This window comes from Streptomyces sp. NBC_00212 (genome assembly GCF_045206365.1).
Classification (GTDB): Bacteria; Actinomycetota; Actinomycetes; order Streptomycetales; family Streptomycetaceae; genus Streptomyces.
In genome coordinates, this window is the sequence record NZ_CP108115.1 from 3,524,341 (window position 1) to 3,544,482 (window position 20,142).

Below are 20,142 nucleotides of genomic sequence, written 5' to 3' on the forward strand. Positions count from 1 at the left end.
AACGTGCGCCTATGACGACTGCACTGATTACGGGAGCGACGGCGGGCATCGGCGCCGCGTTCGCGCGGCGCCTCGCGGCCGATGGACACGATCTGGTGCTGGTGGCCCGGGACACCAAGAGGCTGAGCGAGCAGGCCACCGAGCTGCACGACCGGCACGGCATCGAGGCCGAGGTGCTGACCGCCGACCTGTCCACGGAGGACGGGATCGTTGCGGTCGAGGCACGGCTCTCGCAGCCCAGGCAGCCGGTCGATCTCCTGGTCAACAATGCGGGGTTCGGCAACAAGGGCCGCTATCTCGAAGTGTCCATGGCGGACGAACTCACCATGATCAAGGTGCACATCGAGGCGGTTCTCAGGCTGACCTCGGCGGCGACCGCCTCGATGCGCGAGCGCGGGCGCGGCGGGGTCGTGAACGTGGCCTCGGTCGCCGCCTTCGTACCGCGCGGCACCTACGGCGCGTCCAAGGCGTGGGTCGTCCAGTTCACCCAGGGCGCGGCCCGTGACCTCGCCGGGTCCGGGGTGCGGCTGATGGCGCTGTGCCCCGGCTTCGTGCGGACCGAGTTCCACCAGCGGGCCGGCATGGGCACCGACAACATCCCGGGCTGGCTGTGGCTGGACGCCGACAAGCTGGTGGCGGCGGCGCTGACCGACCTCGCGCGCGGCAAGTCGCTCTCGATCCCCGACCCGCGCTACAAGGCGCTGATGGGCGCGGTGAAGCTGGCGCCGCGCGGCCTCCTCGGCGGGATCACCTCCAAGACGGGCCGCAAGTACGGCCCCAAGTGAGCGAGTTGAGCCCGCACCCCGCGTAGGCGCCGATGTTCGGGGCGGCCGTCGTGGAGACCGGGTTGCCGAAGTAGTCCCTGCCTCCGTTGTCGGCGACGACGGCGCCGGAGGCGAGGGCCGGGGAGCCCTGGGCGAGCCGGAAGTCGGCGCGCAGGAGCGGGTCCGCGGTGCTGCCGCCGGGGTTGGGGCGGGCCATGTCGATGCCGTGGAAGACGTTGTGGTCGAGGAGCAGCCCGGCGGTGGGGTTCTTGAACGCGTAGCCGCCGCTGCCTTCGCCCACGAAGAGGTTGTTCCGCACGACGAGTTCGTGCTGGGTGGTGGCGGGGCTGCCCGCGTCGTCCTGCACCAGGTAGCCGGGTGTCGTCGAGGCGTCGTTGCGGAACGTGTTGTTGTAGATCCGCGTGTTGAGGATCGGCCCCCAGCAGTTCTGGACGAGGCGGGCGCCGTCGTTGCTGCTGATGTTGTAGCGGGCCACCGTGTCCAGGGTCTTGGCGCCGCTGTAGGGGCAGATCAGCAGGAAGCCGCCCTTGTTGTCGTGGCTGTGGTTGTACTGGAAGACGGTGCCGCGGGACGCGCCGTCGGCGTCGAAGGACATGCCGTCGTGGGTGTTGCCGCCGCCGGAGACCTCGTTGTACTCGATCGTGGTGGCGTCGGTGTTGAACGTCCACACGCCCGCGTTGGCTGAGGGCGAGCGCAGCTGGAAGCCATCGACCCGGTTGTGGTCGACGCGGGCGCCGCTGGTCGTGTCCAGCTTGATGCCGTCGCCGGCCAGGTCCGTCAGCGTGTTGTGGTGGATGCGGACGTGGGTGGAGGGGGTCCAGGGGCCGGGGAAGGCGTTCGGGTCCTGCTGCTCGCCGACCAGATCCCGCTTGGAGAAGGTCGACTTGAAGTAGATGCCTTCCCGGTCGATGTCCTCGATGCGGTTGTGGTGGATGTCCAGACTGTCGTAACTGCTGGCCTTCGCCGTCCCCTCGACCGTGATCTGGATGGCGCCCGATCCGCCGAGTGCCTTGAAGTCGCCGCCCCGGACGTTGTGGATGTAGAGGTGGTCGAGCTCGAAACCGCGGGCGGTCCCGTAGTCGGTCAGGCGCAGCCGGATGCCGTTGCGGATGCCGCCGGGGCTGGCCGAGTTGGTCAGCTCCAGGCCGCTGACGTGCACGTACTGGGTGTTGGAGAGCAGTACGACGTCCTGGGCGCCGGCGCCGTCGAGGTGGGCGCTGGCCGGGCCGCCGCCGTAGTCGGCGATGGTGAAGAGCGCGGAGGGCGATCCGATTCCCCGCGGGATCAGGGAACCGGCGCACGTCGCCCCTCGTTTGAAAAACAAGTGGTCGCCGGGGCCGTACGTCTGGGAGTTGGCTTCGGTGAGCGTGGTCCAGGGGTGCTGCCCGCTGCCGTCGCCCGGGGCGGTGGCCGAGCAGTCGACGTAGTACGTACGCCCGTGGTGCGGGGCGGCGTTGGCGATGGGGGCGGCGAGCGTGACGGCCGCCGTGGCGGCGAGGGCCGCGGCGGCGTGGCGGGATCTCACATGTCCTCCGTACGGACGGTTGGGGAGGTGGAGTCGAGCACGAGCTGACAGGTGGTTCCGTTCTGCCAGGTCACCCGGACGGTGTGGCCGGTGACCTGGATGTCGGCGAGGGTGTGGACCGGGCTCGGGTCCGGTTCGGCGGTGAGGGAGGCGAGCGCGATGAACAGGGACGGTGCGGGGCCGGTCGCTCCGTGGAGCGCCCGAATATCCGAGTCGGGCCCGAACAGGGTTGATCCGGCGGCCAGTTGGCGCACTTCGGCCGCGTAGCCGTGCACGGGGTGCAGCTGGGCGGTGCGGCCGGGGGTGGTGGCCCAGCCGGTCTGGCGGACGGGGGTGCCCGGTTCGGCCCCGGTGACCAGATGGGCGCGGAGTTCGGCGCGGCCGTGCGCGAGGGTCACCGAGACGATCCGCACACCGGGCGGGCCCGGCCGCGGCTCGGACAGGGATGCCGCCCAGCCGGGACCGCTGCCGAGCGGGACGGCGGGGCCCCGGGTGGTGCACTCCTCCTTCGTCAGCAGCCCGAAGTGGTTGTCGGGCACGCCGTCGGAGGTGGGTCCGGTGCCGGTCGAGTAGGCGAAGCGGGAGTAGCAGGGGTCCTCGTCCGCACCGCCGTCGGCATGGTGGTTGCTGCCGTGGTTGTGGAGGCGGACCAGGCCGTCCCCGGCCGTCGACTGGATCAGCAGGCCCGGTGGGCCGAGGGTCACGGTGGCGTCCTCGGTCTCGGCGGGCAGCGGCTCCTCGACGGCCGTCCATACGGGGTGCTCGGGCGGCAGCAGCAGTCCGAGGTAGCCCTTGGACGCCCAGTACGGGGATGCGGGGCCCGAGTAGTGCTGGATGACCGGCGGGTACGGGCCGTGCCAGCCCAGGGTGAGCAGCCCGGCGGCGTCGGTCGCGCGCCGGCCTTCGGGCCGGTCGAGGAAGTACTTCAGGGTGCCCGAGGCGAGTCGGCGGGTGGCGCCGGGAGTGAGCGGGGTGTGACCGGTGAGCGCGCCGAGCCAGGGTGCGGCCGCGGCGGCGAACCGGTACGTCAGCGAGCGCCCGTACGGCATCGGAGCGCCGTCGGCGCCGAACAGGCGGGTGTGGGCGTCGAGTTGGGCACGGAGACGGGGGCCGTAGCGGTCAAGGAGTTCCTGGTCGTCACTCAGGTGGGCGTGCAGGACGGGATAGAAGTGGAGGGCCCAGGCGTTGTAGTGGTCGAAGGCGCGGTTCGGGCCGTCGCTGTACCAGCCGTCGCCGAGATACCACTGGTCGATGCGTTCCAGGGCGCGCTCGATGGTGGTCTTGGCGCGGTCGGTCTCGATGCCGGCGTCCTGGAGGAATCCGGCGACGGTGAGGCCGAACAGCCACCAGTTGTTGTCGACCGGGGACGGGCCGAGGGCGGGCAGCAGCCAGTCGACGGCGCGCTGACGGGTGCGGTCGTCGAGCCTGCCCCACAGCCAGGGGCGGGTGAGCCGGAGACCGAGGGCGACCGAGGCCGACTCGACGATCGCCTGCCGTACGTGGGTGGTGAGCGGCCAGGCGTCGGGAGACGTCGAGCTCAACTCGCTTGTGGAGACCGGCAGTTGGGTGCCTGAGTTGAGCCCCTCGGCGTAACGGTCCAGATGACCGTGGGGGTCGTCGCCCCGGGCCCCGGCCACGCGTAGGGCCGCGAGCAGCCAGGTGCGGGCATAGCCTTCGAGCCCGTCGGAGCGCGGCCCCGACCAGCTGGGCCGGGCGCCGGGCAGGTTGATCAGCCCGCGCCGCGGCGAGGCGTAGGGCCGCACGGCCAGGAGCAGTTGATCCGCCGACCGCTCCCAGTGCGCACGGGTCCAGGCGGTGTAGGGGCTGAGCTCCCGGTTCTCGGACGGGGTGGGCATGGTGTCCCCCTGGAGACGGTGGTGGACGGCGGGTGGGGATCGGCGGGGGCTGTTGGACCCGGTACGGGGCGGTACGGGGCGACCCACCGGGACCGGCGGGCGGGACCGGGCGGCCTCGTCCGGCCTGGCCCGGCTCGTCGGAACCGCACGGCTTGTCGGGGTCGCGCGGCTCCGACGGATCGGCGGGTCCCCGCAGCCCCGGCTCGGGGTCAGGCTGTGGTCCGGGCCTTGGGGTCTGGCTGCACCCAGCTCACGGCCCGGCCCGCCCGGTTAAGGACCTGCCCCGGCCAGAGCCCCGACCCGTTCGGAACCCCACCCGGCCAGAGCCCATCCGGCCCCGCTAAATCTCTGGGAACTTAGAACTCGGTCTGATCGAACGTCAATGGATCGGACCGAATGATCGAAACTCCCATCGTTCGATCACGTTGCATTAGGGTCATGGCTCACCGGGCCGCCACATCGCGAAGGGGATGCCGCTGTGCGAGAAAGTGCTGCTGAACGTCATGACCGACTCCTTGAGCTGGTGCGCGGGCGCGGCTCGGCGCGGGTGTCCGAGCTCGCCGCGCAGTTGGGGGTCTCCCCGGTGACCGTGCGGCGGGACGTGGAGTTCCTGGCCAACGAAGGACGGCTCGACCGGGTGCACGGGTCGGTGTCCTGGCCGGGCGCCGGGGAGGGCACCCCTCAGGCCACCCACGCCCACGCCTCGGCCCAGGGCCCCGGCTCGCGCGAGCTCGTCATCGGCATGCTGGCGCCCAACGCCACGTACTACTTCGCCGAGGTCATCCGGGGTGCGCACGAGGCGGCCGCCGCAGCGGGAGTCCGGCTGATCCTGCGGATCTCGGACTACCGGCCGCAGGAGGACGCGGGCCGGGCCGCCGGCCTGCTCGCGGCCGGGGCCGAGGGGCTGCTGATCGCGCCGGGCTGGAAGGAGCCGGACGACCCGGTGGAGCACGGCGCCTGGATCGCCGGCCTCCCGGTGCCGACGGTGCTCCTGGAGCGGCGCGGGGTGCCCGGCCGGGAACTGGACGACCTGGACCGGGTCTGCTCGGACCACAGCCACGGCGTGCTCATCGCGGTGCGCCATCTGCTCGGGCTCGGGCACACCACACCCCTGCTCGTGGCCCGGGCGGACAGCCCGACGGCGATCGCGGTGCGCGCCGGTTACCGGTACGCGCTCGACGCGCTCGGCCTCAAGCCGCCGCTCCCGGTGATCGGTTCGGTGTCGGCCGAGGCGGACCCGGCCGGGTTCGAGCGGGCCGTGCAGGCGCTGCGCGCCGCGGTGCTGGCCGGGCAGGCCACGGCGGCGCTCGTGCACAACGACGTGGACGCGATCCGGATCGTGCAGCGCCTGGCCGAACTGGGCGTACGGGTGCCGGAGAACCTGGCGCTCGTGGCGTACGACGACGAGGTGGCCGCCCTCGCCGACATTCCGCTCACCGCGGTCGCTCCACCCAAGCACGAGGTCGGGCGGTACGCCGCCGAGCTGCTGATCGAGCGCCTGCGCGGCGCCCCCGCAGGCGGCTCGGGCGGGACCGAGGAAACCCCGCGGCGCCATGTCGACCTGCTGCCGAGGCTGCGCGTGCGGGCCTCCTGCGGGGCGCCCTCCGACACGCTGCGGAGCCCGGCGAGCGTTCAGTCCTGAGCCGCGACCGTCACCCACGACGTCACCTGAGAGAGCGTTCGAGCCCGTTCAGGACCGTTCAACCTTTCTCTGATCTTTTTTCGATCAATCGAACTTTCGCTCTTGACTTCGGTCAGAACTGGGCCAAGGATCGCGGCCATCGCCTCGTCCCCTCACGTTCAGGAGCCGTTCCGTGAGCCGCAGTTGGACCAGATCGACCTCCGCCCTCGTCGGCACCGCCACCGCTCTCGCCGTGCTCACGGCCTGCGGTGGCGGGGACGGCAAGTCGGGCGACGCGGGCAAGGGCACCGCCGACAAGCCCGTCACCATCACGTTCTGGGCCTGGCAGAAGGGCTCCAAGGACGTGGTGGACGCCTTCAACGCCTCCCACAAGAACATCCAGGTGAAGTTCGAGGAGATCCCCTCCGGCAACGCCGGCGGCTACGCCAAGATCTCCAACGCGGTGAAGGCCGGCAACGCGCCCGACCTCGTCACCGTCGAGTACCCGATGCTCCCGGAGTTCGTCAGCCAGGGCTCGTTCCAGGACATCAGCAAGTACGTGACCGACGACGTGAAGAAGCAGTTCCTGCCGCAGTCGATCCAGCAGACCACGCTCGGCGGCAAGAACTGGGCGATCCCGTTCGACGCGGCGCCGCAGGCGTACTTCTACCGCAAGGACTTCTTCGAGAAGAACAAGATCGAAGTCCCCAAGACCTGGGACGAGTTCAAGTCCGCCGCCCAGAAGGCCAAGGCCGCCGACCCGAAGGCGCGCATCGGCACGTTCTTCCCGGACGACCCGACCACCTTCGAGGCGATGGCCTGGCAGGCCGGCGCCCAGTGGTTCAAGGCCGACGGCGACACCTGGAAGCTCAACACCGCGGACGCCGCCACCAACAAGGTCGCCGACTACTGGCAGGGCCTGATCGACGACAAGCTCGTTCAGAACGCGGTCTCCTTCAGCCCCGAGTGGACGGCCTCGCTCAAGGACGGCTCCACGGTCGGCTACCTGGGCGCCTCGTGGGCCGCGGGCGTCCTCAAGGGCACCGTGCCCGACCAGAGCGGCAAGTGGGCGGTGGCCCCCGTGCCCACCTGGGACGGCAAGCCCGCCAGCGGCATGCTCGGCGGCTCCACCTGGGCGGTGACCAAGGGCAGCACGAAGACCGAGGCGGCGCTCGAATTCGCCAAGTGGATGTCGACCACCCCCGAAGGCATCGACGCCCGCATCAAGTCCGGTACGTCGAGCGCCTTCCCGGCCGACATCGCGCTGCGCCCGACCGCCAAGAAGGCCTTCGACACGAGCTTCTACACCGGCCAGGACATCTACCAGCTCTTCGACGCCGCAGGCAGCTCGATCAACGCCAACTGGGGCTGGGGCCCGAGCATGGGCACCACCAACACCACGCTCAAGGACCAGCTCGGCAAGGTCGCCGGCGGCTCCGTGAAGATCACCGACGCCATCAAGGCCGCCCACGACGCCACCGTCACCGAGCTGAAGAAGCGCGGACTGAAGGTCGAGGGCTGACCCGATGAGGGCGAAGGGGCGTCCCGCGGGACAGGCCGGAGGGGGGCGCGGGACCCCGCGCGAGCGACTGCCGGACGGAGGAGGCGGTCATGGCGCGGCAATGACGGAGGACGAGGGCACGGCAGCCGTAAGCACCGGGGCACCCGAGCCCGGCCCGGTCCGCGGAACGCCCCGCGGGACCCGCAGCCGTACCGGCGCCGCCGCGGGCGTGCTGCTCACCCCCTTCTTCGTCCTGTTCACCGCCGTGACGGTGGTGCCGATCGGGTACGCGGTCTGGCTGAGCCTGTTCACCGAGAAGCAGTCGGGGCTCGGCTTCGGCGGCGCCACCTCCGTGTTCAGCGGGCTCGACAACTACACGGCGGCGCTGGGCGACCGGGCCTTCCGCGAGGGCTTCTGGGTCCTCGCCGGCTACTGCGTCGTCTACATCCCGCTGATGGTCGGCGGCGCCCTCGCGCTCGCGCTGCTGCTCGACTCGACGCTGGCCCGCGCCCGCCGCTTCTTCCAGCTGGCGCTGTTCCTGCCGCACGCCGTGCCCGGCATCATCGCCGCGCTCATCTGGGTGTACCTCTACACCCCCGGCCTCAGCCCGGTCGTGCGGGCCATGGACTCCGGCGGCATCGGCTTCGACTTCTTCTCCTCCAACGGCACGCTCCCCTCCGTCGTCAACATCGCGCTGTGGGAATGGCTCGGCTACAACATGGTGATCTTCTACGCGGCGCTCCAGGCCATCGACCGCTCCGTCCTGGAGGCGGCCACCATGGACGGCGCGGGCGAGTGGCGCACCGCGTTCGGCATCAAACTCCCGCTGATCCGCGCCTCGTTGGCGATGGTGTCGCTCTTCACCGTCATCGGCTCGCTCCAGCTCTTCACCGAGCCGCTGATCCTCAACCAGGGCGGCAGTTCCACGGTCACCTCCACCTGGACGCCCAACATGTACGCCTACACCGCCGCGTTCAGCCGCAACGACTACGGCCTCGCCGCCGCCTCGGCCGTGCTCCTCGCGCTGGCCGCGGCCCTGCTCTCCTTCGTCGTCACCCGCCTCACCAACCGGAAGGGGGCCAAGGCGTGACCTCCCCCACGACAGCCGAAGCGGAGGCCTCCCCGAGAACCGCCGGGCGCACCGGGGCCGCCACCCCGCCACGTACCGCACCGCCGAACCGGTCACCGGGCCGCTGGCTGTCCAGGGCCGCGGTCAACGGCGCGCTGCTGCTCTCCGTGCTCTACACGCTGTTCCCCCTGGTGTGGCTGGTCACGGCCGCCACCAAGGACACCGGCGGCCTGCTGTCCGGCGAGGCCTTCTCCTTCAAGGGCTTCGACCTCGGCCACAACCTGTCGCAGCTCGCCTCGTACAACGACGGTGTGTACTTCCGCTGGTACCTCAACTCCCTTCTGTACGCGGGCGGCGGCGCCGCCGTGTGCGCGCTGGTCAGCGTCGCCGCCGGGTACGCCTTCGACAAGTACGCCTTCCGCGGCAAGGAGAAGCTGTTCGGTGTCGTGCTGCTCGGCGTGCTCGTGCCCACCACGGCGCTCGCCCTTCCCATGTACCTCCTCGCGAGCAAGGTCGGCCTGGTCAACACGTACTGGTCGGTGCTCATCCCCGTTCTGGTCAACCCGTTCGGGGTGTATCTGTCGCGGGTGTTCAGCGCGAGCTACATCCCCGACGAGGCCCTGGAGGCCGCCCGTATCGACGGGGCGGGCGAGCTGCGCACCTTCTGGTCGATCGGTCTGCGCATGGTGATGCCGGGCTTCGTGACCGTGTTCCTCTTCCAGTTCACCGCGATCTGGAACAGCTTCTTCCTCCCCCTGGTCATGCTCAGCGACCAGAAGCTCTTCCCGCTGAGCCTCGGTCTGTACGCCTGGAACAGCAACACCCACGCCGAACCGAGCTACTACCCTCTCGTCGTCACCGGCTCCCTCCTCGCCGTCATCCCCCTGATCGTCGCCTTCGTCTCCCTGCAGCGGCACTGGAAGGCCGGGCTCGCCGCCGGCAGCGTCAAATGACCGGCCCGGACACCCAGTTACCCCTGGCCAGCGCCTCGTGAGGAGCCCGAGTCCCACCATGCACCACACCACTGACAATCGGCCCGCTCTGCTGCTCGCGATGGGGCCCGGCATCGCGGACCGCCTCCTCGCGGAGCGCCACCGCACCCGGCTCGCCGCCCTCGCCCGCACCGACCCGCACCTGGTCGCCCACGACCTCGCGACGCCCACCGGACCGGTCGCCGCCGCCCTCGCCGAGGCCCAGGTCCTGCTCACCTGCTGGGGCGCGCCGCCGCTCACCGCGGACGTCCTGGCCGCGGCACCCAACCTGCGCGCGGTGGTCCACGCGGCGGGCTCCGTCAAGCACCACATCACCGACGCCTGCTGGGAGCGCGGCATCGCGGTGACGTCGGCCGCCGCGGCCAACGCCCTGCCGGTCGCCGAGTACACGCTGGCCGCGATCCTCTTCGCGGGCAAGGAAGTACTGCGCTCGGCCCGGCACTACGCCGAGCTGCGCACCGCCCCCGCGTGGCTGAGCGAGACCGGCCGCACCGGCAACTACCGCCGTACGGTCGGCCTGATCGGCGCCTCCCGGATCGGCCGCCGCGTCATCGGACTGCTCCGCCCCTTCGACTTCGAGGTCCTTCTGTACGACCCGTACGTGAGCGGAACCGAAGCGGCATCGCTGGGCGTTGAACAGGTACCTCTGGACGAGCTGTGCTCCCGCAGCAGCGTCGTCTCCGTCCACGCGCCCCAGCTCCCCGAGACCCACCACATGATCGACGCCCGTCGGCTGGCCCTGATGCCGACGGGTGCCACCCTGGTCAACACCGCGCGCGGCTCCCTGGTCGACGAGCCCGCCCTGCTCGCCGAGCTCCTCTCGGGCCGCCTGCACGCGGTCCTGGACGTGACGGACCCCGAACTCCCGCCCCGCGACTCCCCGTTGTACGACCTCCCCAACGTCCTGCTGACCCCGCACATCGCGGGCTCCCTTGGCAATGAGCTGCACCGCATGGCGGATCGGTCGCTGGACGAGGTGGAGCGGTTCGCGGCCGGGGTGCCGTTCGCGGATCCCGTACTCCCGGCGGCGCTGCACCATTCGGCGTGAGCCACCATCCCTCCGCACAAATGGCTCAAATATCACTAAAATGGACGTATTACGCCCAGAGCCAGCCGGGAGGAACCATGACATTCGCGCAGGTAATCGACTTCAAGACCGGGCGGTACAGCGACCTGGACCAGCTCATGGACCGATGGGTCGAACAGACCAAAGGCAAGCGGACCGCCTCCCACAGCCTCATCGGCAAGGACCGCGCCGACGGCTCCCACTTCGTCGAGATCATCGAATTTCCCTCGTACGAAGAGGCAATGGCGAACTCGAACCTTCCGGAGACCAACCGGATCTTCGAGGAAATGGTCGCGCTCTGCGACGGCATGCCCACCTTCACGGACCTGGATGTGGTGCGCAACGACCAGTTGAACGCGTCAACCGCCCGCCGCTTCTTCCACGAGATCGCCACGGGCGGCAACCTCGACGCGATCGACGAGGTGTTCGCGGCCGACTATGCCGACCACGACATCATGAAGGAGCAGGACACGGTCGTCGGCTCCGACGGGATCCGCAGCGACGTCACCGGCTGGCGGTCGGCCTTCGACTTCGCCTTCGAGCTCGACCGGCAGATCTGCGAGGGCGACGACGTGGTGACGCTGTGGACCTTGAACGGCACCCACACGGGCGACTTCATGGGCATACCGGCCACCGGCAAGCAGGTCGGCATGACCGGCACCACGATCTTCCGGTTCAAGAACGACAAGATCCAGGAAGGCTGGTGGCACTACGACGCCATGAAGCTCATGAAGCAGCTGGGCGCCGCGGGCTGAGCCACGCGACACCGAGGGAGAACGGGGAAGGCCCCCGCCCCGCCGGGAGGGCGGGAGCGGGGGCCTTCGCACGTTCTGCGGCCCGACGTCGTACGACGTCAGTGGGAGTGGCCGTGACCGTGACCGTGACCGGCCTCGGACTCCTCCTCGGCCGGCTTCTCGACGACCAGGGTCTCGGTCGTGAGCAGCAGGGAGGCGATGGAGGCGGCGTTCTCCAGGGCGGAGCGGGTGACCTTGACCGGGTCGATGACGCCGGCCTTGACCAGGTCGCCGTACTCGCCGGTGGCGGCGTTGAAGCCGAAGCCCTTGTCGAGCTCGCTCACCTTGGAGGTGATGACGTAGCCCTCAAGGCCCGCGTTCTCGGCGATCCAGCGCAGCGGCTCGACGACGGCGCGGCGGACGACCGCGACACCGGTGGCCTCGTCGCCGGTCTTGCCGAGGTTGCCCTCAAGGATCTTCGCGGCGTGCACCAGGGCGGAGCCACCACCGGAGACGATGCCCTCCTCGACCGCGGCGCGGGTCGCGGAGATGGCGTCCTCCAGACGGTGCTTGCGCTCCTTGAGCTCCACCTCGGTGGCGGCGCCGACCTTGATCACGCACACGCCGCCGGCCAGCTTCGCGAGGCGCTCCTGGAGCTTCTCGCGGTCCCAGTCGGAGTCCGTGGCCTCGATCTCGGCCTTGATCTGGTTGACGCGGCCCTCGACGTCGGCGCTGTTGCCGCCGCCGTCGACGATCGTGGTGTCGTCCTTGGTGATGGTCACGCGGCGGGCGCTGCCGAGCACCTCAAGGCCGGCCTGGTCGAGCTTGAGGCCGACCTCTTCGGCGATGACGGTCGCACCGGTGAGGGTGGCGATGTCCTGCAGCATGGCCTTGCGGCGGTCGCCGAAGCCCGGGGCCTTGACGGCCACGGCGTTGAACGTGCCGCGGATCTTGTTGACGACCAGGGTGGAGAGCGCCTCGCCCTCGACGTCCTCGGCGATGATCAGGAGCGGCTTGGAGGCGCCGGCCTGGATGACCTTCTCCAGGAGCGGCAGCAGGTCCTGGATCGAGGAGATCTTGCCCTGGTTGATCAGGATGTACGGGTCGTCGAGGACGGCCTCCATACGCTCCTGGTCGGTGACCATGTAGTGCGAGAGGTAGCCCTTGTCGAAGGCCATGCCCTCGGTGAACTCAAGCTCCACACCGAAGGTGTTGGACTCCTCGACGGTGATGACACCGTCCTTGCCGACCTTGTCCATGGCCTCGGCGATGAGCTCGCCGATCTGCTTGTCCTGGGCGGACAGCGCGGCGACGGCGGCGATGTCGGTCTTGTCCTCGATCGGACGGGCGGTCGCGAGGAGCTCGTCGGAGACGGCCTTGACCGCGGCGTCGATGCCCTTCTTCAGGGCGGCCGGGGAGGCGCCGGCGGCGACGTTGCGCAGACCCTCGCGGACCAGCGCCTGGGCCAGCACGGTCGCGGTGGTGGTGCCGTCACCCGCGATGTCGTTGGTCTTGGTCGCCACCTCCTTGACGAGCTGGGCGCCCAGGTTCTCGTACGGGTCGTCGAGCTCGACCTCGCGCGCGATGGTGACACCGTCGTTGGTGATGGTGGGGGCGCCGAACTTCTTGTCGATGACGACGTTGCGGCCCTTGGGGCCGATCGTCACCTTCACGGTGTCGGCAAGCTTGTTGACGCCGCGCTCAAGGGCGCGACGGGCGTCCTCGTCGAACTTCAGGATCTTCGCCATGGGAGCGGTTCAGCCCTCTCGAAAACTCGGGTTAATGACACTGCGCCCCTCGCCGCCCGGCAATCAGCGGGGTGACCAGGGGCGCAGCTCTCAAAGCATTCGCTTCGAACTCGAAGTACTCGCGTACTTCGGTGAATTACTTCTCGATGATCGCGAGCACGTCGCGGGCCGAGAGGACGAGGTACTCCTCGCCGTTGTACTTCACCTCGGTGCCGCCGTACTTGCTGTACAGCACGATGTCGCCGGTGCTGACGTCGAGCGGGAGGCGCTCGCCGTTCTCGAAGCGGCCCGGACCCACGGCCAGGACGACGCCCTCCTGGGGCTTCTCCTTGGCGGTGTCCGGAATGACCAGGCCGGAGGCCGTGGTCTGCTCGGCGTCGAGCGGCTGGACCACAATGCGGTCCTCAAGCGGCTTGATGGCAACCTTGGAGCTGGCGGTCGTCACGATCCGGTCTCCCCCTTCGGAGATCTCACGGGGTTAACTGTCTGGGGTGGCGACCAGGTGGATCCGTCGTCGCGGGTGCCGGACCTGCCCGTCGCTACTTGGCACTCTCCGGTGGGGAGTGCCAGAAGCGAGACTAGGACGGTGATTAGCACTCGGTCAAGCGGAGTGCCAATCTGCCACCGTCGCGGCGGACGCTTCCCGGGCCCCCGGCCACCTGTGTGACCCTGGACGGCATGCGCATTCTGGTCGTCGAGGACGAAACCGGGCTCGCCGACTCGCTGCGTCGGGGCATCTCCGCCGAGGGGCACTGGGTCGACCTCGCGCACGACGGCCACCGCGGGCTCGACCTCGCGCTCACCGGCGGGTACGACGCGGTCGTGCTCGACCTGATGCTGCCCGGGCTCAGCGGCTACGAGATCTGCCGGCGGATGCGGCGGCTCGGCGACCTCACCCCCGTCCTGATGCTGACCGCCAAGGACGGCGAGTACGACGAGGCCGACGGGCTCGACTCGGGGGCCGACGACTATCTGACCAAGCCGTTCTCGTTCGTGGTGCTGCTCGCCCGCCTCCGGGCGCTCGGCCGGCGGGCGGGAGCCGCGCGCCAGGACACCCTCCAGGCCGGCGACCTCACCCTCGACACGGCCGCCCGGCGCTGTCGGCGCGGCGAGCGGGAGATCGAGCTCACCGCCCGCGAGCTGGCGGTCCTCGCCTGCCTGATGGCCGAGCCGGGCCAGGCCGTCGCCAAGCAGCACATCCTCGACGAGGTCTGGGACAGCACCGCGGGACCGGACGGCGGGATCGATCCGAACATCGTCGAGGTCTATGTCTCTTCGCTCAGGAAGAAGATCGATTCTCCGTTCGGCCGTCGATCGATCCTGACCGTGCACGGGGTCGGTTACCGGATGGCGCCCGATGGGGGCTGAGCCGCCGAAGCTCATGAAATTGCTCCTGCCCCGGACCGTGCGCGGGAAGGTCGCCGCGGCCGCCGCCCTCGCGATGGCGCTGCTGCTCGCCGCGGGCGGGATCTGGCTCTACGTCGTGCTGCGCTCCAACCTCCTCGACAACACCACCGGCCGCACCGAGCTGGCCGCCCGCAAGGTCGCCGCCCAGGTCGACACCGGGACCGTACGCGCGCAGCTGCCGCCGCCGGACGACGGCGTCGACCTCGTCCTCGTGCTCGACGAGCGGGGCCGGGTGACCGCCGCGAGCCAGGAGACCGGCGCCGCCGGGGAGTTGGCCGAGCTGCGCCCGCCGGACGGCCAGGACTCGGCCTCGCGGCTCCTGAACGACGCGGGCCGTCACGAGGTCGCCGTCGTCGTACGCGCCCAGATTCCCGGCGGCCCCGCGAGCTATGTGTACGGGATGACCGTGCTCAGCGACGTCGACGACGCGACCGGCGCCATCGGGTGGGCCCTGCTCGCCAGTGCCCCGCCGCTGATCGCGCTCGCCGCCGCCATCGCCTGGGCCGGCACCGGGCTCGCGCTGCGCCCGGTGACCTCGATCCGCACCGAGCTCGCCGAGGTCAGCTCCAGCGAACTGGACCGGCGGGTCCCCGACCCCGGCGGCGCCGACGAGATCGCGCTGCTCGCCCGGACCGTGAACGCCACCCTCGACCGGCTCGAACAGGCCCACGTCCGCCAGCGCGAGTTCGTCGCCGACGCCTCGCACGAGCTGCGCAACCCGATCGCCGCGGTCCGCTCCCGGCTCGAAGTCGCCCTCGCCGCACCGGACTTGGCCTCGGTGCGGGCCGCGCTCGACGACACCGAGCGGCTCCAGCGGATCGCCGCCGACCTGCTGCTCCTGGCCCGTCTCGACGCCCACCCGCAGCCCCTGGCCGAGCCGGTCGACCTGACGCTGCTCGCGGCCGAGGACACCGCGCGCAGGCGGGCCGCCCGGGTCCCGGTCGAGCTGCTCGCGGACGCTCCCGTGCCGGTGCGCGGCGACCCGGCGCAGCTGGAGCGGATGCTGGCCAACCTGGTCGACAACGCGGTGCGGCACGCCCGTACCGAAGTGCGGGTGCGGGCCGCCCGGGAGGGTGCGGACGCGATCCTCGAAGTCGCGGACGACGGGCCCGGCATCCCGGCCGCCGACCGGTCGCGGATCTTCGAGCGCTTCGTACGCCTGGACGCCGCCCGCGCCCGGGAGAGCGGCGGCACCGGGCTCGGGCTCGCGATCGCCCGCGAGATCGCGCGGGCACACGGCGGGGAGCTGTCGGCGGGGGCGGGCCCGGGCGCGACGTTCACGGTGCGGCTGCCGGGGCGCCCCTGAAGCAACGGGTTCCCGACAAGAGCAACGGGTCCCTGAAAGCGACGGGTTCCTGAAGGCGTCTTCAGGACTCTCAGGTTTCCTTCAGCGCCGGCGGCCCAGGATCGGTCGGCGTGAGCCACCGTCGAATGAGCCGCAGCCCGATCAACCGCCGCCGCAGGAAGCGTTCCGGCCCGATGCGCCTGGTGCGCGCGCTCGCCCTTGCCGCCGTCGTCCTGGTGCTGTGCGCGCTGGCCGGCGGCTGGTACCTGTACCGCGATCTGGCCGGGAGCATCGGCACCTCGCACGCGCTCGGCGACAACGCGCCGAAGTCCGTGGGCGGGGACACCAACATCCTGCTGATGGGCCTGGACAGCCGCAAGGACCAGAACGGCGACGACCTGCCGCCCGAGGTCCTCGACAAGCTGCACGCGGGCAGTTCCGACATCGGCGGCTACAACACCAACACCCTGATCCTCCTGCACGTGCCGGCCGACGGCAGCAAGGCGAAGGCGTTCTCGGTGCCCCGCGACGACCTGGTCGACATACCGGGGCACGGCCAGGACAAGATCAAGAAGGCGTACGGCCTGGAGAAGGCCCGCACCGAGGAGAAGCTGGCCGCGCAGGGCGTCACCGACCGGGGCAGGCTGGAGACGGCGGGCCGCGAGGCGGGCCGCCGGGCCGAGATCGAGACCGTGCGCAACTTCCTCGGCGTGCCCATCGACCACTTCGCCGAGGTCAATCTCGCCGGATTCTACCACCTGGCCGACGCCCTGGACGGGGTGACGGTCTGTCTGAAGCATCCCGTGAAGGACAAGTACTCGGGCGCCGACTTCCCGGCCGGGAAGCAGACCCTGAACGGGCAGCAGTCCCTCGCGTTCGTGCGGCAGCGGCACGGGCTCGACGGCGGCGACCTGGACCGTACGCGCCGCCAGCAGGCGTTCCTCGCCTCGGCGACGCAGAAGCTCGCCTCGGCCGGCACCTTCACCGACCCGGTCCGCCTGCTCAACCTGCTGAACGTGGCCAAGCAGGACCTCGTCACCGACAAGGGCTGGGACCTGATGTCGTTCCTCAAGCAGGCCAAGAACGTATCGGGCGGGAATGTGGCATTCACGACACTTCCGATCGAGCGATTCGCCAAACACCGGGGCGAAGACGTCAATATCGTCGATCCGGTGAAGATCCAGCAGATAGTCGCAGAACAGACCAATCCGGTTCATTCGACGCCGCCCACCGCTCCCGAGGGCTCCCCGGCGCCGGCTCCGAGCAAGGCGCCCCCGGCGCCCTCGCCCCCGGTCATCGACGGCGGCGGCATCCCGTGCGTCGACTGATCCGGGCCGGCGGCCCAGGTCCCGTCGCGGCCCGGCGCCGCCGCTCCGAGGCGCTGCTCCTGCTGCTCGTCGTCGCCGTGACCACGTTCGGCCACGCGGCGGCCGCGATGGCCATGACGGGCCAACTCCCGCGCGCCACCTACGAGTTCGCGATCAGCATGGCGCTGATCGCGCTCGCCGGGCATCTCACGGTGCGCCGGTACGCCGCGTACGCCGACCCGTTGATCCTGCCGCTCGCCCTGCTCCTGTCGGGCCTCGGCCTGGTGCTGCTCTACCGGCTCGACCCCACGTACGCGCACAAGTTCAAGGCGGAGGCCACCGCCTCGGGCCAGCTCATCTGGACGGTCATCGGCTTCGCGGTCGCGCTCGCCACCCTGGCCGTGCTGCGCGACCACCGCCGCCTCCAGCGCTACATCTACCTCTGCATGGCCGCGGCGCTCGTGCTGCTCATGGCCCCCGCGTTCTTCCCAGGCGACACCTACGGCGCCAAGCGCTGGATCTTCATCGGTCCGTTCTCGCTGCAGCCCGGCGAATTCGTCAAGATCATGATCGCGGTGTTCTTCGCGGGCTACCTCGTCGTCCACAAGGACTCGCTCGCGCTCACCGGCCGCAAGGTGCTCGGGGTCCGGCTGCCGCCCGGCCGCCAGCTCGCACCCATCCTGACCATCTGGGTGGTGAGCCTGCTCGTCCTGGTCTTCGAGCGCGACCTCGGCACCTCGCTGATCTTCTTCGGCCTGTTCGTGGTGATGCTGTACGTCGCCACCCAGCGCACCAGCTGGATCCTGACCGGCATCGTGATGGCGGCGGTCGGGGCGTTCGTCGTCGGCTCGACCGAGCCGCACGTCAAGGGCCGTATCGTCGCCTGGCTGCACCCCTTCGACATCTATCTGCCGCCCTCCGAACGCCCGCCGGGCCTCATCTCCGACCAGGCGGCCCAGGCCCTGTTCAGCTTCGGCAGCGGCGGCATGACCGGCACCGGCCTCGGCCGCGGCCACCCCGAACTCGTGGGCTTCGCGGGCCGCAGCGACTTCATCCTGACCACAGTCGGCGAGGAGCTCGGCCTGGCCGGGATGATGGCGGTCCTCGCCCTGTACGCGCTCCTCGTGCAGCGGGGCCTGCGCGCCGCGCTCGCCGCGCACGACGGCTTCGGCAAGCTGCTCGCCGCCGGTCTCGCGGCGGCCCTCGCGCTCCAGGTGTTCGTGGTCGCGGGCGGGGTGACCGGCCTGATCCCGCTGACCGGCAAGGCGCTGCCGTTCCTCGCCAAGGGCGGCTCGTCGCTGGTCGCGAACTGGCTGATGATCGCGCTGCTCATCCGGATCAGCGACAGCGGCGAACGCCAGCGGGAGGCCCAACTGGCCGCGCCCGAACGGGAGTTGGAGCTGGAACTGGACCCGTTGAGGGCAGGCGCTCAGAGGTAGTCCTCAAGCCGCCCCACCGCGAATCCCTGCGCCTGGACCTCGTCGAGCAGCCGCGCGGTCAGCCGGGTCGCGCTGACGCCGCTCTCGCCGGGCTCCGGCAGGTGGGCCCGCACGATGTCCCCGGGCAACAGGTGGTGGGCGCCCTCGGCGTACTGCAGGCCGTCGGCCGCCATCGTGGCCCGGGCAAGGACGACCGCGGTGACCCCGCACTCCTTCGCGGCCCGCAGGGTGCTCGCGTCATAGGCGCCGTACGGCGGCCGGAACAGGCGCGGGCGGGCCCCGAACCGGGCGGCGAGCCGGTCCCGCTGGCCGCAGATCTCTGCGCGCTGGGCGGCGTCGTCCAGGGTGCGCAGGTCGGGGTGGTCCAGGGTGTGGTTGTGCACGCCGGCGCCGAGGGCGCGCAGGGTCTCGACGCGGTCGTAGCCGGACGCGGCCACGCTGTCGGTGAGGAACAGGGCGACCGGCAGCTTGAGGTCGCGGACCATGCGGGGGAAGCCGGGGTCGGTGCCGGGCCCGTCGTCGAAGGTCAGGAAGACCACCTTCGCGCCGTGCAGCGGGACCCGGTCGACGACGTAGGGCAGGGCCGGGCGGGCGGCGGGCGGGCGCGGGGCCGGCTCCAGCGGCGCGGCCAGGCCCCAGCGCCGGGCGGCGACCACCCGCGCGTCGGGTCCGGCGCGCGGCACCACCTTCCGCGCGGCCCGGCGCCCGAGCCGCTCGAACGGGGCGGCGGGCGCGGTCGGCTCGGTACATCCGGCCAGTGGGACGAGCAGCGCACCGGCGGCGAGCAGCCCGGCCAGAGCGGCCCGGAGCCGGTGCGCGCGCTTCACCGCGGCTCCCCGGGACCGGTCACACGTAGTCCTCCAGACGGGCCACGGCGTATCCCTTGTCGGTGATCACCTTCATCACCTGCCGGATCATGTCGGGCATGGTGCCGTTCCAGTCCTGGCGGCCGCGGAAGTGGGTCAGGATGATGTCGCCGGAGTGCAGGTCGCGGTCCCACTCGCGCCATTCCATGTGGTCGGTGAAGGCCTCGGCGGCCCACAGCGGCGCGGCCTTGATGCCGCAGGACTGGGCGGCCTTGAGGGTGTCCTCGTTGTAGTTGCCGTACGGCGGCCGGAACAGCCGGGGCCGCACGCCCGCCCACTGGCCGATCTTGTCCTGCTGGTCGCAGATCTCGTGCCGCTGCTCGTCGTAGGAGAGCGCGGGCATGTAGCGGTGGTTGAGGGTGTGGTTGTTGAGGGTGGCCCCGAGGCCCTGCATCTTCTTGAAGTACTCGTGGTCGTCCTTGACCAGGTAGTCGCTGAGGAACGCGCTGTAGGGGATGCGGAGTTCCTGCATCATCTTCAGGAAGGTGGGGTCCTTCTCGGCGCCGTCGTCGATCGTCAGGAAGACGATCCGGTCCTTGGTGGGGACGGTGGTGAAGACCGGCGGCAGCGAGTCGCCGCCGTCCGTCTCGAAGCCGGGGCGGTTGGTGATCCTCGGCTTGACGTTCGGCGGCGGGGGCGCGAGCAGCGGCGGCTTGGCGAGCCCCCACTTCTTGACGGCCGCGAGCCGGGCCGTCTCGGCCTGCTTGAGCTGGTCGGAGTAGCCGGAGAGGGCTTCGGCGGGGCCCTTCTTGGCGGCCTCGGCGCCGGGGCGGCCGGTCCCGCCGTCCTCGGCGGCGCAGCCGGAGGCGAGCAGCGCGGCGCCGAGCCCGAGGACGAGACAGACGATCTTCGTCCGGGATTTTCCCTTTTGTCGTACTAGTTGCATGGCGCCGCATCCTGTCAGGCGAGGGCCCCGCGACCCGTACGACACCGCCGCCGGC

The 20,142-nt window shown here is 70.8% G+C and carries 17 protein-coding genes; 11 read left to right on the forward strand and 6 right to left on the reverse strand.

Features of this window, described 5'->3' with window-relative positions:
* Window positions 1-11: 11 nt before the first annotated feature.
* Window positions 12-785, forward strand: a complete 774-nt coding sequence (locus OHA17_RS15925) for an SDR family NAD(P)-dependent oxidoreductase (RefSeq protein WP_406507213.1) — start codon at window positions 12-14, stop codon at window positions 783-785.
* Here the strand turns inward: OHA17_RS15925 and OHA17_RS15930 are convergent.
* Window positions 748-2,310, reverse strand: coding sequence for a right-handed parallel beta-helix repeat-containing protein (locus tag OHA17_RS15930; RefSeq protein WP_406507214.1), 1,563 nt, complete (start codon window positions 2,308-2,310; stop codon window positions 748-750). The genes OHA17_RS15925 and OHA17_RS15930 overlap by 38 nt on opposite strands.
* The gene (locus OHA17_RS15935) at window positions 2,307-4,166 is read right to left on the reverse strand and encodes a DUF2264 domain-containing protein (protein WP_406507215.1); all 1,860 of its coding nucleotides are present in this window, start codon (window positions 4,164-4,166) and stop codon (window positions 2,307-2,309) included. The genes OHA17_RS15930 and OHA17_RS15935 overlap by 4 nt, the downstream gene beginning before the upstream one ends.
* A 478-nt stretch (window positions 4,167-4,644) precedes the next feature.
* On the opposite strand from OHA17_RS15935, the gene OHA17_RS15940 reads away from it, so the two are divergent.
* The 6 genes from OHA17_RS15940 (at window position 4,645) to OHA17_RS15965 (ending at window position 11,170) form a co-directional block, all read left to right on the forward strand.
* Window positions 4,645-5,808, forward strand: coding sequence for a substrate-binding domain-containing protein (locus tag OHA17_RS15940; protein WP_406507216.1), 1,164 nt, complete (start codon window positions 4,645-4,647; stop codon window positions 5,806-5,808).
* Window positions 5,809-5,980: 172 nt separating this feature from the next.
* Window positions 5,981-7,309, forward strand: coding sequence for an ABC transporter substrate-binding protein (locus tag OHA17_RS15945; protein ID WP_406507217.1), 1,329 nt, complete (start codon window positions 5,981-5,983; stop codon window positions 7,307-7,309).
* A gap of 100 nt (window positions 7,310-7,409) precedes the next feature.
* Window positions 7,410-8,378, forward strand: a complete 969-nt coding sequence (locus OHA17_RS15950) for a carbohydrate ABC transporter permease (RefSeq protein WP_406507218.1) — start codon at window positions 7,410-7,412, stop codon at window positions 8,376-8,378.
* A 107-nt stretch (window positions 8,379-8,485) separates the two neighbouring features.
* On the forward strand, window positions 8,486-9,310 hold the full coding sequence (locus tag OHA17_RS15955; RefSeq protein ID WP_406510732.1) for a carbohydrate ABC transporter permease: 825 nt from the start codon (window positions 8,486-8,488) through the stop codon (window positions 9,308-9,310).
* Window positions 9,311-9,368: 58 nt separating this feature from the next.
* The gene (locus tag OHA17_RS15960; RefSeq protein ID WP_406507219.1) at window positions 9,369-10,397 is read left to right on the forward strand and encodes a hydroxyacid dehydrogenase; all 1,029 of its coding nucleotides are present in this window, start codon (window positions 9,369-9,371) and stop codon (window positions 10,395-10,397) included.
* Window positions 10,398-10,474: 77 nt separating this feature from the next.
* The gene (locus tag OHA17_RS15965) at window positions 10,475-11,170 is read left to right on the forward strand and encodes an ester cyclase (protein WP_406507220.1); all 696 of its coding nucleotides are present in this window, start codon (window positions 10,475-10,477) and stop codon (window positions 11,168-11,170) included.
* 98 nt (window positions 11,171-11,268) lie between these two features.
* On the opposite strand, the gene groL is transcribed toward OHA17_RS15965, so the two are convergent.
* Window positions 11,269-12,897 (reverse strand): chaperonin GroEL, encoded by a 1,629-nt coding sequence (gene groL / locus OHA17_RS15970; protein ID WP_406507221.1) that lies wholly within the window; start codon window positions 12,895-12,897, stop codon window positions 11,269-11,271.
* A gap of 136 nt (window positions 12,898-13,033) precedes the next feature.
* On the reverse strand, window positions 13,034-13,342 hold the full coding sequence (groES, locus tag OHA17_RS15975; protein WP_053727656.1) for a co-chaperone GroES: 309 nt from the start codon (window positions 13,340-13,342) through the stop codon (window positions 13,034-13,036).
* Window positions 13,343-13,575: 233 nt separating this feature from the next.
* Here groES and OHA17_RS15980 point away from each other — a divergent pair, with 233 nt between their 5' ends.
* The 4 genes from OHA17_RS15980 to OHA17_RS15995 all read left to right on the forward strand — a co-directional run bounded on the left by OHA17_RS15980 (window position 13,576) and on the right by OHA17_RS15995 (window position 18,335).
* Window positions 13,576-14,265, forward strand: coding sequence for a response regulator transcription factor (locus OHA17_RS15980; protein WP_398875664.1), 690 nt, complete (start codon window positions 13,576-13,578; stop codon window positions 14,263-14,265).
* 19 nt (window positions 14,266-14,284) lie between these two features.
* Window positions 14,285-15,610 (forward strand): sensor histidine kinase, encoded by a 1,326-nt coding sequence (locus tag OHA17_RS15985; protein WP_406507222.1) that lies wholly within the window; start codon window positions 14,285-14,287, stop codon window positions 15,608-15,610.
* A gap of 110 nt (window positions 15,611-15,720) precedes the next feature.
* Window positions 15,721-16,917: an LCP family protein gene (locus OHA17_RS15990; protein WP_406507223.1), complete on the forward strand. Its 1,197-nt coding sequence runs from the start codon at window positions 15,721-15,723 to the stop codon at window positions 16,915-16,917.
* Window positions 16,905-18,335, forward strand: a complete 1,431-nt coding sequence (locus OHA17_RS15995; RefSeq protein ID WP_406507224.1) for an FtsW/RodA/SpoVE family cell cycle protein — start codon at window positions 16,905-16,907, stop codon at window positions 18,333-18,335. Before OHA17_RS15990 ends, OHA17_RS15995 begins: the two co-directional genes overlap by 13 nt.
* On the opposite strand, the gene OHA17_RS16000 is transcribed toward OHA17_RS15995, so the two are convergent.
* Together OHA17_RS16000 and OHA17_RS16005 are read right to left on the reverse strand one after the other, a co-directional pair.
* Complete coding sequence (locus OHA17_RS16000) at window positions 18,326-19,162, reverse strand: polysaccharide deacetylase family protein (protein WP_406507225.1); 837 nt, start codon at window positions 19,160-19,162, stop codon at window positions 18,326-18,328. The two genes, OHA17_RS15995 and OHA17_RS16000, sit on opposite strands and share 10 nt — an antisense overlap.
* A gap of 19 nt (window positions 19,163-19,181) precedes the next feature.
* A complete protein-coding gene (locus tag OHA17_RS16005; protein ID WP_406507226.1) occupies window positions 19,182-20,087 on the reverse strand; it encodes a polysaccharide deacetylase family protein in 906 nt (301 codons plus the stop codon).
* Window positions 20,088-20,142 lie beyond the last annotated feature (55 nt).

Excerpts from the sequence above, each read along its gene's own strand:
- OHA17_RS15925 (WP_406507213.1), top strand. The coding sequence starts at position 12 with ATGACGACTGCACTGATTACGGGAGCGACGGCGGGCATCGGCGCCGCG.
- OHA17_RS15935 (WP_406507215.1), bottom strand. The coding sequence starts at position 4,166 with ATGCCCACCCCGTCCGAGAACCGGGAGCTCAGCCCCTACACCGCCTGG.
- OHA17_RS15950 (WP_406507218.1), top strand. The coding sequence starts at position 7,410 with ATGACGGAGGACGAGGGCACGGCAGCCGTAAGCACCGGGGCACCCGAG.
- OHA17_RS15960 (WP_406507219.1), top strand. The coding sequence starts at position 9,369 with ATGCACCACACCACTGACAATCGGCCCGCTCTGCTGCTCGCGATGGGG.
- OHA17_RS15965 (WP_406507220.1), top strand. The coding sequence starts at position 10,475 with ATGACATTCGCGCAGGTAATCGACTTCAAGACCGGGCGGTACAGCGAC.
- groL (WP_406507221.1), bottom strand. The coding sequence starts at position 12,897 with ATGGCGAAGATCCTGAAGTTCGACGAGGACGCCCGTCGCGCCCTTGAG.
- OHA17_RS15980 (WP_398875664.1), top strand. The coding sequence starts at position 13,576 with ATGCGCATTCTGGTCGTCGAGGACGAAACCGGGCTCGCCGACTCGCTG.
- OHA17_RS16005 (WP_406507226.1), bottom strand. The coding sequence starts at position 20,087 with ATGCAACTAGTACGACAAAAGGGAAAATCCCGGACGAAGATCGTCTGT.